The organism is Nonomuraea fastidiosa (assembly GCF_042751225.1).
Classification (GTDB): Bacteria; Actinomycetota; Actinomycetes; order Streptosporangiales; family Streptosporangiaceae; genus Nonomuraea; species Nonomuraea fastidiosa.
In genome coordinates this window covers 2,191,531-2,205,351 of sequence record NZ_CP170570.1, presented here as the reverse complement: position 1 = coordinate 2,205,351, position 13,821 = coordinate 2,191,531, and the positions used below count along the sequence as shown (strand labels likewise).

At 68.7% G+C, this 13,821-nt stretch carries 16 protein-coding genes, 1 pseudogene and 1 CRISPR repeat array; of the genes and pseudogenes, 15 read left to right on the top strand and 2 right to left on the bottom strand.

Features of this window, described 5'->3' with window-relative positions; translation table 11 throughout:
- Positions 1-63: 63 nt before the first annotated feature.
- Genes casB through cas2e form a run of 6 tightly spaced genes read left to right on the top strand, consistent with a single transcriptional unit; the run spans position 64 to position 4,433 of the window.
- Positions 64-540 carry a type I-E CRISPR-associated protein Cse2/CasB gene (gene casB, locus ACFMQL_RS09965; protein WP_378785360.1) on the top strand — a complete coding sequence of 159 codons (477 nt, stop codon included), beginning with the start codon at positions 64-66 and terminating at the stop codon, positions 538-540.
- Complete coding sequence (gene cas7e / locus ACFMQL_RS09960; RefSeq protein ID WP_378785358.1) at positions 537-1,736, top strand: type I-E CRISPR-associated protein Cas7/Cse4/CasC; 1,200 nt, start codon at positions 537-539, stop codon at positions 1,734-1,736. The genes casB and cas7e overlap by 4 nt, the downstream gene beginning before the upstream one ends.
- Complete coding sequence (gene cas5e / locus ACFMQL_RS09955; RefSeq protein WP_378785357.1) at positions 1,733-2,437, top strand: type I-E CRISPR-associated protein Cas5/CasD; 705 nt, start codon at positions 1,733-1,735, stop codon at positions 2,435-2,437. Before cas7e ends, cas5e begins: the two co-directional genes overlap by 4 nt.
- The gene (gene cas6e, locus ACFMQL_RS09950) at positions 2,437-3,126 is read left to right on the top strand and encodes a type I-E CRISPR-associated protein Cas6/Cse3/CasE (protein ID WP_378785355.1); all 690 of its coding nucleotides are present in this window, start codon (positions 2,437-2,439) and stop codon (positions 3,124-3,126) included. Before cas5e ends, cas6e begins: the two co-directional genes overlap by 1 nt.
- Before the next feature lie 3 nt (positions 3,127-3,129).
- Entirely contained in the window at positions 3,130-4,086 is a 957-nt protein-coding gene (gene cas1e / locus ACFMQL_RS09945; RefSeq protein ID WP_378785353.1) for a type I-E CRISPR-associated endonuclease Cas1e, read from the top strand.
- Positions 4,083-4,433 carry a type I-E CRISPR-associated endoribonuclease Cas2e gene (gene cas2e / locus ACFMQL_RS09940; protein WP_378785351.1) on the top strand — a complete coding sequence of 117 codons (351 nt, stop codon included), beginning with the start codon at positions 4,083-4,085 and terminating at the stop codon, positions 4,431-4,433. Before cas1e ends, cas2e begins: the two co-directional genes overlap by 4 nt.
- Positions 4,434-4,559: 126 nt before the next feature.
- Positions 4,560-5,382: direct repeats of the CRISPR family, unit length 29 nt; unit sequence GTGCTCCCCGCGCACGCGGGGATGGTCCC.
- Positions 5,383-5,601: 219 nt separating this feature from the next.
- On the opposite strand, the pseudogene ACFMQL_RS09935 reads toward cas2e, so the two are convergent.
- A pseudogene (locus ACFMQL_RS09935) lies at positions 5,602-5,781 on the bottom strand (winged helix-turn-helix domain-containing protein); the annotation flags it as partial.
- Positions 5,782-5,916: 135 nt separating this feature from the next.
- Between ACFMQL_RS09935 and ACFMQL_RS09930 the strand changes: the two are divergent.
- The 3 genes from ACFMQL_RS09930 to ACFMQL_RS09920 all read left to right on the top strand — a co-directional run bounded on the left by ACFMQL_RS09930 (position 5,917) and on the right by ACFMQL_RS09920 (position 7,796).
- Positions 5,917-6,240 (top strand): hypothetical protein, encoded by a 324-nt coding sequence (locus ACFMQL_RS09930; protein WP_378785350.1) that lies wholly within the window; start codon positions 5,917-5,919, stop codon positions 6,238-6,240.
- Positions 6,241-6,392: 152 nt separating this feature from the next.
- On the top strand, positions 6,393-6,878 hold the full coding sequence (locus ACFMQL_RS09925) for a GntR family transcriptional regulator (RefSeq protein ID WP_378785348.1): 486 nt from the start codon (positions 6,393-6,395) through the stop codon (positions 6,876-6,878).
- Positions 6,879-6,881: 3 nt separating this feature from the next.
- A complete protein-coding gene (locus ACFMQL_RS09920) occupies positions 6,882-7,796 on the top strand; it encodes a phosphotransferase enzyme family protein (RefSeq protein WP_378785347.1) in 915 nt (304 codons plus the stop codon).
- A gap of 4 nt (positions 7,797-7,800) precedes the next feature.
- On the opposite strand, the gene ACFMQL_RS09915 is transcribed toward ACFMQL_RS09920, so the two are convergent.
- Complete coding sequence (locus tag ACFMQL_RS09915) at positions 7,801-9,006, bottom strand: hypothetical protein (protein WP_378785345.1); 1,206 nt, start codon at positions 9,004-9,006, stop codon at positions 7,801-7,803.
- A 463-nt stretch (positions 9,007-9,469) separates the two neighbouring features.
- Here ACFMQL_RS09915 and ACFMQL_RS09910 point away from each other — a divergent pair, with 463 nt between their 5' ends.
- From ACFMQL_RS09910 to ACFMQL_RS09885, 6 genes are all read left to right on the top strand, one after another.
- A complete protein-coding gene (locus ACFMQL_RS09910) occupies positions 9,470-9,637 on the top strand; it encodes a hypothetical protein (protein ID WP_378785343.1) in 168 nt (55 codons plus the stop codon).
- A gap of 87 nt (positions 9,638-9,724) precedes the next feature.
- Positions 9,725-9,922 (top strand): hypothetical protein, encoded by a 198-nt coding sequence (locus tag ACFMQL_RS09905; protein WP_378785341.1) that lies wholly within the window; start codon positions 9,725-9,727, stop codon positions 9,920-9,922.
- Positions 9,919-10,185, top strand: coding sequence for a WhiB family transcriptional regulator (locus ACFMQL_RS09900; protein WP_378785339.1), 267 nt, complete (start codon positions 9,919-9,921; stop codon positions 10,183-10,185). The genes ACFMQL_RS09905 and ACFMQL_RS09900 overlap by 4 nt, the downstream gene beginning before the upstream one ends.
- A 166-nt stretch (positions 10,186-10,351) precedes the next feature.
- Positions 10,352-10,573: a hypothetical protein gene (locus tag ACFMQL_RS09895; RefSeq protein ID WP_378785338.1), complete on the top strand. Its 222-nt coding sequence runs from the start codon at positions 10,352-10,354 to the stop codon at positions 10,571-10,573.
- Positions 10,570-11,658: a DUF2637 domain-containing protein gene (locus ACFMQL_RS09890; RefSeq protein ID WP_378785336.1), complete on the top strand. Its 1,089-nt coding sequence runs from the start codon at positions 10,570-10,572 to the stop codon at positions 11,656-11,658. Before ACFMQL_RS09895 ends, ACFMQL_RS09890 begins: the two co-directional genes overlap by 4 nt.
- The gene (locus ACFMQL_RS09885) at positions 11,655-13,793 is read left to right on the top strand and encodes a cell division protein FtsK (protein ID WP_378785334.1); all 2,139 of its coding nucleotides are present in this window, start codon (positions 11,655-11,657) and stop codon (positions 13,791-13,793) included. The genes ACFMQL_RS09890 and ACFMQL_RS09885 overlap by 4 nt, the downstream gene beginning before the upstream one ends.
- Positions 13,794-13,821 lie beyond the last annotated feature (28 nt).

Here is a 13,821-nt window from a genome sequence, read left to right as displayed (position 1 = left end):
CCGCAGTATTGCCGTCGCTACGCTGGCGCAGCTGCGGTACGGGGCCGGAAGCTTCCTGAGGACGTGCCGGAGTTGTGGGGCAAGGCCGGCATCGAGCGGCTCTACAGCGACCAGCACCTTCCAGAGCGGCAAGCGACCCGGGCTGAGCTCGCGTTGTTCGCGGCCATCACCCTGTACGCCTTGCACCAGCAGTCAAAGCCCATTCCGATGCACCGGGCAGGCGCTGAACTCGGTGCGGCGGTCAGGCAGCTCATGCCCAAGGGCTCGCTGGATGAGCCCATCCGTAAGCACTTTGTCCGCCTCGGCACCGCCACCACGCCCGCAGTGCTCATCGACCGACTCCGGCACCTCATCATCCTGCTAGGCAACGCTTCGATTCCGCTCGACTACGGAGTCCTGGCCCGGCAGCTCTACCAGGCCCAGAGCCCAGACGGGCTCCGCCGGGTGCGGCAGCGCTGGGGCCGTAGCTTCCACTCTTACCGTCCTAGTTCGCGCCCTGATGCCGATACAGCGGCTTCCTCCGATAAGGACACCCAATGATTCGAACCATCCTCGAAGTGCACGCGCTACAGACCGTCCCGCCGAGCTGCCTGAACCGGGACGAAACCGGTACGCCCAAAACGGCTATGTACGGTGGCGTGCGCCGGGCCCGAGTCTCCAGCCAGGCATGGAAGAGGGCAACTCGGCAAGGCTTCCACACCCTGCTTGACCCGAGTGCGCTCGGGGTGCGGACCAGGCGGGTGGCCGAACTCCTCGCCGAGCGCATCCGCAAGCTCGACGACTCCATCCCGCAAGCCGACGCGTGGTCGATCGCGGCCGAGACCATCCAGGCTGCCACTGGCTCGAAGCTCGAGGTACCGAAGCGGAAAGAGCAGGCTGAACGTGGTGAGGCGGGGGACGCGGCTCCGGAATCGAAGTACCTCATATTCCTTAGCGCCCGCCAGCTCGACGGCCTGGCGGAACTGGCGGTGAAGGGCTATGGCTCAGGGAACAAGGCGTACTTCAAAGACAAGGCAGTCAAGGAGCAGGCAAAGCAGATCGCCAAAGCCCGTCACTCGGTCGACATCGCGCTGTTCGGTCGCATGATCGCGGACGACACTGACATCAACGTGGACGCAGCGGCTCAGGTGGCACACGCCATCAGCGTGCACCGGGTGGACAACGAGTCCGACTACTACACGGCGGTCGACGATTACAAGAAGCGCAAGGACGACGACAAGGGCGCCGGCATGATCGGCACGGTCGAGTTCAACTCCGCCACCCTCTACCGCTACGCAGCAGTGGACGTCGACCTGCTACGCCGCAACCTTGGCAAAGGGTTGCGCGATGACGAGCCGGTCACCGAACCGGTCCGCCAGGCGGTCGAGGCGTTCGTACAGTGCTTCTTGACGTCTCTTCCGACCGGGAAGATCAACACTTTCGGCAATCACACCCTGCCCGATGCGGTCGTGATCAAGCTGCGGGAGGCGCGGCCCATCAACCTCGTCGCCGCGTTCGAGGAGCCCTGCCGGGCGGATCCGGAAACCGGCGGCCACATGCGACAGGCCACCGAGGCACTCGTGTCGTACCTCACCGACATCGAAACCAGCTATGGCATCAGTGACAGCGATTCGACCTGGATAATGCACGTCGGCGAGACCACAGCAGCACTGACCCGGCTGGGTGACAGTCTCCCCATGCCCGAGCTGATCGCCGCTGTAGGAGCAGAGGTCGTGCGGAGGCAGGAGCAGGCATGAGCGTCCTGCTGCTGCAGCTCGCCGGCCCACTCCAGGCGTGGGGTGCGGCCTCACGCTTCGCTCGCCGGACTACGGAAGCGGCACCGACCAAGAGCGCCGTGATCGGGCTGCTGGCGGCCGCCCTCGGTCGTGAACGCACGCAGGACATAAGCGATCTGGCAGCCCTTCGCTTCGGCGTCCGGGTGGACCAGCCGGGCATTCTGCTGCGTGACTTCCAGACCGCCCACCATTTCGTGACCGGCGAAGCGGCTCCGGTGTCGGAACGGTTCTATGTCGCGGACGCTGTCTTCGTCGCCGGCGTCGAAGGCGATGCCGGGCTGATCTATACGCTTCGGCAAGCGTTGCACAAACCTGGTTTTCTGCCATATCTGGGGCGACGCTCATGCCCGCCGTCCCGTCCTGTGTACCTCAGCGTTCGTGACGAACTCACCGTGGAAGCGGCACTGCGCCAGGAGCCGTGGCGTGCCTCGCCCTGGTACCAAAGACGGTACCGAGATGAACGTGAAGTGGAGCTGGAACTTCTGCTCGAGGCCGTGATCGAGGACGGTCCCACAGACACTCTGCGGGATCAACCGGTCAGCTTCGATCCGGTACACCGGCAGTACCGACTGCGTGGCGTCCACCGGCCACCACGAGCGAAGGTCATCAATCCCATCGCCCGCCTCGCCCACGACCCCATCGCCGCTCTCGGGAGCGTCTGATGTTCCTGACCCGGTTTCGTTTCAATACCGCTCGCATCGGTGCCCGACGCCTGCTTTCATCTCCGCAGAGGTTGCACGCGGCAGTCATGTTCGCCTTCGCCGAACCCCCGCCGCAGGGTGACGGCGGTCCCCGCGTGCTGTGGCGGATCGACCGCAACGGCCGCGCAGAGACTTACCTGTACCTCGTCAGCCCTGCTGAGCCGGACCTCACCCACCTCGTGGAAGAAGCAGGGTGGCCGGAAACCGGACGCTGGCAGACCTACGACTACGAACCCCTGCTGTCCCGCCTGGCCAAGGGCGACACCTGGGCGTTTCGCCTGACTGCCAACCCCGTCCACAGTATCCGCCGGAAGGCCGACGAGCCGACCAAGGTCACCGCGCACGTCGGCTGGCGCCATCAGATGGACTGGCTCCTGCAACGCCAGGAGAAGGCCGGTTTCGCCGTTCTGGAGAAGGAGCCTGAGCAGCGCCTGCAAACCGAGCTGGATCATTACGACCTCACCGTGCACGACCGCCGGCAACTCGAGTTCACCAAGCCCGGCCAGCGGAAGCCTGTCACCCTTGTCACCGTCACCTTCGACGGCAGACTCCAGGTGACCGATCCGGAGGCCTTTCGCCGCACCCTCACTGTAGGGCTAGGCAGGGCCAAGGCGTACGGCTGCGGTCTGATGACTCTCGCTAAGGGGTGAACGATGGCCACCGTCGGCCAGCGCGGTCAGTCCTCGCCACGCGAACTCACCCGGATGGGTGACCGTATCTCGTTCATCTACTTGGAACGCTGCATCCTTCATCGGGAGGACAACGCCATCACCGCCGAGGACGCAAACGGCGTCACGCACATCCCTGCCGCCACAATCGGCACCTTGCTGCTAGGCCCCGGTACCCGCGTCACCCACCAGGCGATGAGCCTGCTCGGCGACTGCGGGGCCGGCGTGGTGTGGGTGGGTGAGCAGGGCGTACGTTTCTACTCCGGTGGGCGGTCGCTCAACCGGTCATCCTCACTGGTCGAGGCCCAAGCGGCCCTATGGGCCAATAGGCGCACCCGGCTAGAGGTGGCTCGGGAGATGTACCGCATGCGATTCCCCGGTGAGGACCCGTCGGGCTTCACGCGGCACGAACTGCTCGGACGAGAGGGCCGCCGGGTCAAGGAACGCTACCGTCAGGAAGCTGAACGCGTCGGTCTTGCGTGGCACGGCCGGGTCTACACGCCGGGCGACTTCAGTGCTAGCGATCCCCTGAATCAGGCGGTCACGGCTGCGGCCCAATGCATGTATGGCGTGGCTCAAACCACGGTCGCCGCACTCGGCTGCTCGCCCGGGCTGGGCTTCATCCACTCCGGCCATGAACTCGCCTTCGTCCTCGATATTGCTGATCTTTACAAGACAGACATCGCCATCCCTGTCGCCTTTGAAGAAGCGGCGCATGGACCAGAGGACGTTGGATCGCGCACTCGCCGCGCCATCCGCGACAGGATCAACAAGGTCGGCCTGCTCAAACGGTGCGTGACCGATATCAAGCATCTGCTCTTGGTCGATGCCGCTGCCGAGCAGATCGCCTCTGACGAGGAGCGTGATCAAGTGTTCCTGCAGAGTGATCACGGCGTCGAAGTGGAGTCAGGCCGTAACTACGCCGATGAGGTGCCCTGGTGACCGTCATCGTGCTCACCCGTTGCCCAGCTGGCTTACGGGGGTTCCTGACCCGCTGGCTCATGGAAATCTCCCCAGGCGTGTTCATCGGAGGGCCGTCAGCGCGGATACGGGAGCAGCTCTGGCTACAGGTTCAGCAGTACGCCGACACCGGCCGCGCGCTTCTTGCGTACACCACGGACAACGAGCAGGGATTCGCCTTCGAAACGCATGACCACAAGTGGCACCCGATCGACCACGAGGGGCTTGTCTTGCTCCGAAGGCCGAAGGAACGACAAGAGCGGCCAGAGCCCGAACCGCCTCGCAACTGGAGCAAAGTAGCTCGGCGTCGTCGGTATGGACAGCGCTGACCACGTCGTACAGGCGGTGTCTCATCGCTTAGCACTGGCTTGCCGGGCTGTGTGGGTGATATGTCCGAATATCTCAAAGTGCTCGAAAACGGCCTTGAGTCCAGGTAACCCCGCAGGTCAGCGAGAGTGCTCCCCGCGCACGCGGGGATGGTCCCTACGCCTACTACGTGCGGCTCGAGGTCAAGAAGTGCTCCCCGCGCACGCGGGGATGGTCCCTCCGTGCTGTACCCTCCGCCGGTCGTGTTCCCGTGCTCCCCGCGCACGCGGGGATGGTCCCCGCTCTCCTGGATCTCCTTGAGCTTCTGGTACGTGCTCCCCGCGCACGCGGGGATGGTCCCATGCCGCCGGCGACCGCGCACGCGCCGGCGATGTGCTCCCCGCGCACGCGGGGATGGTCCCCGGGGGAAGCCCGGCGTGCGCCCGGCCTTGACGTGCTCCCCGCGCACGCGGGGATGGTCCCTCCTTGCACAGCTCCGCACACAGTCGGCGGTAGTGCTCCCCGCGCACGCGGGGATGGTCCCATGGGAACCCCCGCATGACCGCCGCTCTGGCTGTGCTCCCCGCGCACGCGGGGATGGTCCCGGCACGATCAGCGCGAGCGCGGCTGCGAAGATGTGCTCCCCGCGCACGCGGGGATGGTCCCACCGCGAGTTCCGGGATCTTGCTCTCGCGGCGGTGCTCCCCGCGCACGCGGGGATGGTCCTGGCGCGCTGGCCTGGCAAGACTCCTGGGCGGGAGTGCTCCCCGCGCACGCGGGGATGGTCCCCGGTTGATCAGCCAGCATTATGTGCCGGGCATGTGCTCCCCGCGCACGCGGGGATGGTCCCCCGCATTTCCTCCTTTCCGGAAGCGTGCTCGCGTGCTCCCCGCGCACGCGGGGATGGTCCCCTGCTACCAACCCTGGGCTCAGACGAGCCCCAGTGCTCCCCGCGCACGCGGGGATGACCTACGCCCACTCTCCTGAAGAGACGTCCTCCCAAACGAGGATTGTTCGATCGGCGGGCAGAAGCTGGGCGCGTTTCCGCGGCGGCTTGATGACGAACACGGGAACGCCTTCGGGGATGTCCAGCTGCTTGCGCTCCTCCGGGGACGGCATGCGGGCCGTCACCTCGGCCGAGCGCTCGACGGGCACCCGTTCAGCGGGCACTTGCGGCCGGACGTAGGAGCCTTCACGCTTCACGGTGACGATCAGTCCCTCGCTCCGCAGCACCGCGAGCGCCTGCCGCACAGCCACCCGTCCCAGCTCGTACTGCTGCATCAGCCGGGTTTCTGAGGGGAGCGGCTGACCGGGCTTCAGCCGGCCCGCGGCGATGTCCGCGCGGATGATGTCGGCCAGCTGGCGGTGCACCGGACGATCGGAACCGAAGTCGATCACAACCGTTCATCATCACAACACCACTTCCTCATGTGCTCTGGTAGGCATATGCTCATAAGCGTTTACGTGCACGAACGTTGCCACACCGCGAGGCGGGAGGGCGGGCAAATGGCACAACCGACAAGTCCGGAAGAGGAGGACTGGCCATGTCCGGGGTTCGCCGCGCACCCCTGTGACGGGGCGGCGCGTCCGGAGGTCTGGCTCGGCTGGCGCAGCGAGACGCGGAAGGTGAACAGCATCGACCGGCAGCGGGTCATCGCATATACGTGCGCCTGCCGGGAGACCTCGTACGAGTTCCTCGCGGCCGGCGGCATGTACCGGTTCCGGCGCAGGAACCGGAGCGAGCCCGAGGTCGTCGCGTACGCCGGCCCCTGGCATCGGGCCAAGGCCGAGCGGCTCTGGGGGCTGCTGATCGTCGGCCAGGCGCGGTGATGGCATCGCGTCGCGGGCGGACCAGGCGGCCCCCGAGACGACCCGATGGGCGGCCCAGGGCGAGACTTCGCCGGCCGTTGAGTCGGCGTGCATTACCGCGCGTGAGCGGTCGTCCTAGCCTTGAGCGTGTTGTTGCTCGGCAAGGGAGCCTCATGACTCACGGCAAAGCTCAGCCCGCCTACGCCACCCTGGCAGACGATCTCCGCCGGCGGATCGCCGGCGGCGAGTACCCACCGGGCGGGATGATCCCGTCCGAGACGGCCCTCATGCAGGCGTACGGCGTCGCGCGCGGCACCGTACGGCAGGCGCTCGCGGAACTGGAGCGCGAGGGCCTGGTCGTGAGCCAGATGGGCCGGGGCCGCAGAGTGCGGGGCGAGGCCACCCCGGACGTCAAACCTGCCACCCGCTACGAGGAGGTGGCCGGCGAGCTTCGCGCCGCCATCGAGGCCGGCGAGTTCCCTCCGGATGTGCGGCTGCCTGGTGAACCTGTCCTCGCCGAAAGGTTCGGCACGGCGCGCATCACGGTACGCAAGGCCCTGGAAGTGCTTCAGCAGGAGGGCCTGATCGTCGTCATCCCCAGCAAAGGCCGTTACGTGGCGACCGGCTCGCCACCGGGCAACACGAACAAGAAGGGCTGATCCATGACCAAGACCCCCACCCCCCAGGGCTTCCGCGAGCAGGACGCGTACCGGGCGCTCGTCGCGGCCTGCGAGCACGCCGGGCTGGACAGCCGCGGCGCGGCGCTGATCAGGCTCGGGGAGAACGCGCTGTACCGGCTCGCCTCGGCGCCCGTCGTGGTGCGGATCGCCCGCAGCGCCGATCTCCTTCCGGACGTGCGGAAGGAGGTGGGGGTCGCCAGGTGGCTGGAAGAGGCCGACTTCCCGAGCGTGCGGCTGTTCCCCGACTGCCCGCAGGCGACGGTGCACGACGGGCGGGTGGTGACGTTCTGGCGGTACGAGGTCAGTGAGGGGCCGGCGCCCGGCTTCACCGACGCGGCGGTGATGCTCAGGAAGCTGCACGACGTGGTCAAGCCCACGGATCTGCTGCTGCCGCTGTTCGATCCGCTGGCCCGCGTGGAGGATCGTCTCGACAGCGCCACGACCGTCGCGGAGGAGGACATCGCGTTCCTGCGGCAGCGGGTCAAGGACCTGTACGCCGAGTACAGCAGGCTCGACTTCGCCCTGCCCGCCGGCCACATCCACGGCGACGGGCACAAGAACAACCTCCTGCGCCGCCCTGACGGGGAGGTGATCCTGCTCGACTTCGAGGCGTTCGCCTGGGGGCCGCGCGAGTGGGATGTCTGCACCGGGTTCGGCCTGCCGTTCCGCGGCTTCGGGTGGATGCTGCCGGAGGAGTACGCACAGGCTGTGGAGGCGTACGGCTTCGACATCACCGAATGGCCAGGCTTCCACACCATCCGCCGCATCCGGGAGGTCACCATGACCACCTGGCTCATGCAGAACGTCGATCACAGCCCCGAGGCCCGTGCCGAGTTCGAGAGGCGCGTGGCCTCGCTGCGGCACGACGAGTTGCCGCGCGTCTGGCAGCCCTTTTGACGAGTCAGCGAGCCTCCGCCCGCGCATGGGCGAGCCGGGTCTCGGCGAACGTCCGGAACTCGCGCACTCGTGGATCGTTCCCGAAGCGGGCGAGCTGCTTCATGAAATCTCGCACGTAGCGGCGCGTCCTGGCCGATCGCAGGTCGGCCACGGTCGTGACGACCTCGCGCGCCACGGCGAGCCCGTGCTCCAGCTCCCCGTCGGCCACATGGCTGGTGGCCAGGATGGTGCGGACGAAGGAGAGGCTGCGTACGTAAAGGCTCTCGGAGAGCTGCACGCTCTCCAGCACCCGATCGCGCGCCCGGTGGTGGTGGCCGAGGTCGCGGTAGCAGTGCGCGAACTCGGCCGCCAGCTCGGCCTCGTCGAAGTACCGCAGCCACACCGGATCGTCCTCGGGGTCGCGCTTCTCGAACCAGCGCTCGGCCTCGCTGAGCGCCCGGCTGCACGCGGCCTCGTCGCCCTGCGACGCCAGCGCCCGCGCCTCCATGGCGCTGAACAGGGCCATCGCCGTGGGGGTGGCCGCGCCCTGGGCGCCCATTGTCGCGGCCCGCGCGAGGTTGACGGCCATGCCGTAGTGGCCGAGGTAGTTGGCCTGGTGGCTCATGCCGGCCAGGATGCGTCCGCCGAGCATGCGGTTGTCGGCCTCGCGGGCCAGGTGGAGGGCCTTGGTCATGTAGCGCTGGGCGAGGCCGTGCAGGCCGGTGTCGTACGCCATCCAGGCCGCGAGCCGGAGCATGGCCGCCGTCTCGGAGAGGAACTGCTTGCCCAGCGTCGTGTCCGGCCGTACGTGCTTGAGCAGCGGCTCGACCTCCATGGCGAGGTACTGCACGACGGTTGACCTGGCGTGGCCGCCGCCGAACCGGTAGTCGAGCTTGGCGAACATCGCGGTCGTCTCGCGGATGGCCTCCACGTTGGAGGCGGTGACCGCCCGTCCCTCGGGGGCGCGTCTCGGGATCGGTACGGGGTTCACCAGCCACGTGACCATGGAGTCGTTCCAGGAGTCCGGGGAGACGTCGCTCTCGACCACCTGGGGGTTCGCCGACAGGTCGCCGGAGACGAGCGCCGTCACGCCGCCGGACAGGGGGTCGGCCTGCTTGTGCCCACCGGGTGAGAAAGGGATCGCCTCGGCGTACAGCATGCCGATGTCGCGCACGCTCACCCGCTCGCCCAGCTTCCTGCTGAGCGCCTCGGCGATGAAGTGCGGCGTCATGCCGCGGGGGTGCATTCCGTCGAGCCAGCGTCGAACCGACACGTGATCGCAGCGAACGTCCGCTCCGTGCGCGGCGGCCACCTCCTGCACCCGTCTCGCCAGCGCCTTATTGGAGCACGAGGCACGCTGCATGACCGCTGCGAGCTGGTGATTCGGCTCTCGGAGCTTCATGGCACTCCCGGCGCGCAAGGGGTTGATGACCCTCCGTGATCACGATGTCGCCCACAGTTTGCACCCCCTCCCGGCGCGAGTGCACCCCCCAACGCTCAATTGCACCGTCTTTTGAACGCTGCCGTACCCCCTGACCTGCGGGGTTTTCTAGTGCCACGAACACGGCGGCTCCCGGAAGGAGCTTGACCGAGCCGCCAAGCCTGTTCTATACCTGTACAGGACAGGCTCTCGTATGAGAGCCCGGCCGACCAGGAGAGACAGGCCCGACGACGACCAGAAGGGATCACTGCTCATGCCTGCTCTCCGCCCCCGGCGCTACCTGTCCACGGTGCTGATGATCCTCGCGGCCTACTTCGTGGTGACTCAGCCCCGCAAAGCCGCATCGGCGGTGAACGTCGCCGTCGACGGCATCCAGAAGATCACCGAAGCCCTGACCACGTTCAGCAACGCTCTCGGCTGACCTGCACCAGACAGAACAAAGCCGGGGCGCGGTCCACGTCGCCAAACCTGATCCGCGCCCCGGCATCCCAAGAAGGGTTCTTCCATCATGACTCACGGGTTCAGCAACCCTGACCTGTTCGCCCGCCAGGTGCATTGGGCGTCCGTCCAGTGGACCTGCCTCGTCTGCGGCGGTGCCGAGGAGATCTCCCCTGAGGAGGAGGCTCCCACGCCGCCGATCTGCCCGAGCTGCCACCGGCTCGCCGTCGCGGAGGCGTTCGCGACCCTGCTGGCGGTGCTCCGATGAGCGGCTTTCCGTACGACCTCTGCGACGAGGTGCTCAACGCCGGCCCCGCCTGCGAGGGCGACGCCGCCGGCCTCTTCACCGGCCCCGACTCCTTCGAGCCCGAGCCGGACCACGAGCGGGAGGCGCGAGAAGAGAAGGCCAAGGCGGTGTGCCGGGTGTGTCCGGCCCGCGCCGCCTGCCTGGCCTACGCCCTGGCCGTGTCGCCCGAGGCCGGCATCTGGGCCGGTCTCACCATCGACGAGCTGCGGGAGGTGGCCTTCTGATGGCTCGCTTCCAGTGCTCCGACTGTGGCCAGCGCTCGCGCAGCGCGTACCGGTGCCGGGGCTGTGGCGTCGGCCGCCAGGTCGAGATCTGCCCGGCTCACGGTACGCGGTGCCTGCCCGGCTGCCGCGTCTGCCGCATCCTCGTCCGCTCTCAAAGGGGGTCCGCATGATCACCGTACTGATCCACGTGGCGGTGTTCGCCGCCGGGTTCCTGGCCTGCGACCTCGTACGCGTCGCCCAGGAGCGCTACCGCATCCGCCAGGTGACGCGCTACGCCGTCACCGCCGCCGGCTCGCCGGACAAGGTGCTGCGCATCTGGTCCCGGCATCCGGAGAACTGGTGCGACCGGCCGAACTGCCCGCGCTGCCGGGGACGGTGGGGCCGATGACCACAGCCGTCTGCGGACCCCGCCCGCTGACCGAAGGAGAGCAGACCGCCGTCGCGGTCACCGCCGCCGTTGTGGCCGGCGTGGGCCTGCTCGGGTTCGTCATGAGCTTCACCACGGTGGCCGAGGCCGCGAAGCCGTCCTTCGGATGGTTCGCCTGGATCGTTCCACTCGGGATCGATCTCGGCATCGCCGCCTTCTCAGCGCTGGACATCGTCCTGGCCCGGCTCGGCATGCGCCTTCGCCTGCTCAGGGTCGTGCCCTGGACGCTGACGGCCGCCACGGTCTACCTGAACGTGTCCGGCAAGGACACCCTGTTCGGGATCATCGCCCACGCGATGCTGCCCGGCCTGTGGGTGGTGGCGGTCGAGGTCGGCGCGTACGCCATCCGCAAGCACGCCGACCTGGCCAGGCCCGACCGCATGGAGTCCATCCGGCTCTCGCGGTGGCTGCTGGCCTTCCCGTCCACGTTCGCGCTGTGGCGGCGGATGGTGCTGTGGGAGATCCGCTCGTACCCGGCCGCTCTCGGCCGCGAGCGCGACCGCATCCTCGCCCGTACGGACCTGCAGGACCGGTACGGCAGGCTGTGGCGCTTCAAGGCCACCCGGCGCGAACGAGCGCTCTACCGCCTCGGCGAGCTGGCACCGCAGCACGTCCACCTGGCACCCGAGCGCCCGGCGGCGCCGTCACCCAAGCCCAAGCGCCGGGCACCGAAGAGGAGCACACGACGGCCGCGCGCCGACGTGACCGACCTGATGCCGCTCGGCCTGCGGATCGCCGCCGACCATGAGGCGCGCGGCGTGCCGCTCACCCGCGACCGGCTCCGCGACGCCATCCGCAGGACCGGACGGTCCGTCTCCACCGACCGCGCCGGAGCGCTCCTGGCCCGCCTGCGGTCGGAGGCACCGCCCGACCGGGCCGCGACCGCCGGACCGTCCGCGGGCGGCCCGCCCGGTCCGACCACGGACGGTCCGCAGGGTCCGACCGCGACCACGAAGACGAAGGGCACGGCCCCCACTCCGCCAAGAACAGTGGCCGCGCCCCGCCACCCCGCACCCATCAAGGCGAACGAGGCGTACTCATCATGACCCACGACCAGCACACACCCGAGCCCGGTGACGCGGAGGTCGTACCGCTCGACTCCCGCCGCCGCGCCCGTCAGCCGGAAGAGGACGACTACTTCGACCACGAGACCATCGCCGTCGAAGGAGAGACCACCGGCCCGCCGGTGGATCCGCCCGACGACGACGCGATACAGGCCACGCCGCGGATCACGCACCGCCGCGCACCGATCATCCCGGCCTGGCTGCGCACCTGGCAGTCCATCCGGGCGATGATCGCCTGGCAGCTCCGCGACGCCGCGTACGTCATCGCCTACCACTCCGTCCGCTCGCCGAAGTACCTGGCCAAGGCCCTCTGGTACGCCATCCCAGGCATCTTCAAGACCATCGGCCGGCTGCTCCACTGGGCCACGGCCGAGGAGGGCAACTGGGCGCTGCGCCAGTACGCGGCCGACCGGAACGACGCCGAGACCTGGCTCAAGCTCGACAGGCAGCGGCAGCGCCAGTCCCGCTGGCGCTGGTCGGTCCTGCTGGTCCTCGGCGTGCCCGCGCTGGCCGGCCTGCTGGCCTTCCTGGTCGCGGACGTGCCCGGCTGGGTGCGGCTCGCCGCGCTGGCGGTGGCCGTACCGCTGCTGGCCAGAGCCGGCCGCCCGACGGACCGGCCGATCACCGACCGCGTGAGCGAGGCGCCGCGCTATCGCAAGCTCACCGCCGAGCTGGTCCGCCGCGCGCTGCTGTCGTGCGGCATCTCCGGCATCACGCAGGCGGTGAGCAAGGACCCGAACGCGATCAGCTTCCCGCAGGAGATCCACCGGGACGGCCCCGGCCACCTGGCCATCGTGGATCTGCCGTTCGGCGTGGAGGCCGCCGAGGTGGTGGCCCGCCGTGGCCGGCTCGCCTCGGCCATGCGGCTCCCGCTGGACCAGGTCTGGCCAGAACCGGCCGCAGGCCACCCCGGGCGGCTCGCGCTCTGGGTCGGCTACGAGCCGTCGTCCCAGATGAAGCAGCCGCCGTGGCCGCTGCTGCGGGACGGCCAGGTGGACGTGTTCAAGCCGTTCCCGTTCGCCACCACGCCGCGGATGGAGACGGTGAACGCCGAGCTGATGTTCCGCAACTGGCTGTTCGGCGGGCAGCCGGGTTCGGGCAAGACGTTCGGGCTGAGGCTCGCGGTGCTGGCCGCCGCCCTCGACCCGCGCGCCGAGATCCGGATCTACGAGCTGAAGGGGGTGGGGGACTTCAAGGTCCTGGAGCCGATCTGCACGGAGTACGGCAACGGCTTCGACGACGAGACGATCGCCCGGTGCGCCGCGATGTTCGGCTGGCTGTACAAGGAGTGCGAACGCCGTTCCAAGCGCATCGCCCACTACAACGCCCTCGGCAAGGCCCCGGAGAACAAGGTCACCCCGGAGCTGGCCTCGCTCAAGGGCTCGGGCCTGCATCCGCTGATCGTGGCGGTGGACGAGATCCAGGAGCTGTTCCTGCACCCGCAGTACGGCAAGGAAGCCGGGGAGATCTGCGAGAAGGTCATCAAGCTCGGCCGTGCACTCGGCGTGATCCTGCTCCTGGGCACCCAGATCCCGGACAAGGACAGCCTGCCGACCGGCATCACCCGCAACGTCAACACCCGCTACTGCATGAGCGTCGCCGACCAGACGGCGAACGACATGATCCTCGGCACGTCGATGTACAAGAACGGCTACCGCGCGACGGTGTTCCAGCCGGTCGTGGAGGCCGGGTGGGGCATCCTGGCCGGCCTCGGCAAGCCCGCCGCGCGGCGCTCCTTCTACCTCGACACCCGCGACGCCGAGAAGGTCGTCGAGCGGGCCAAGCAGCTCCGCGGCCTGGCCGGGACGCTGCCCGAGCCCGGCACCCAGGAGCGGCAGGACGTCTACGACCTGCTCGCCGACCTCGCCGAGGTCTGGCCGGCGGGGGAGTCGGCCGCCTGGAACGAGGCCCTGTGCACCCGCCTGGCCGAGCTCCGGCCGGATGTCTACTCCGGCTGGAAGTCCGAACAGCTCACCAGCGCGGTCAAACCGCACGGCATCCGGGTCGCCGACATCGGCCGCCGCATCGACGGCAAACCCGTCACCCGGCGCGGCATCCGCCTGGACGACCTCACCGAGGCCATCGCCGAGCGTAACCGCCGGAAGCGCTCCGGCTGACCCGTCAGGGGGCTGCTGGCGATAGCAC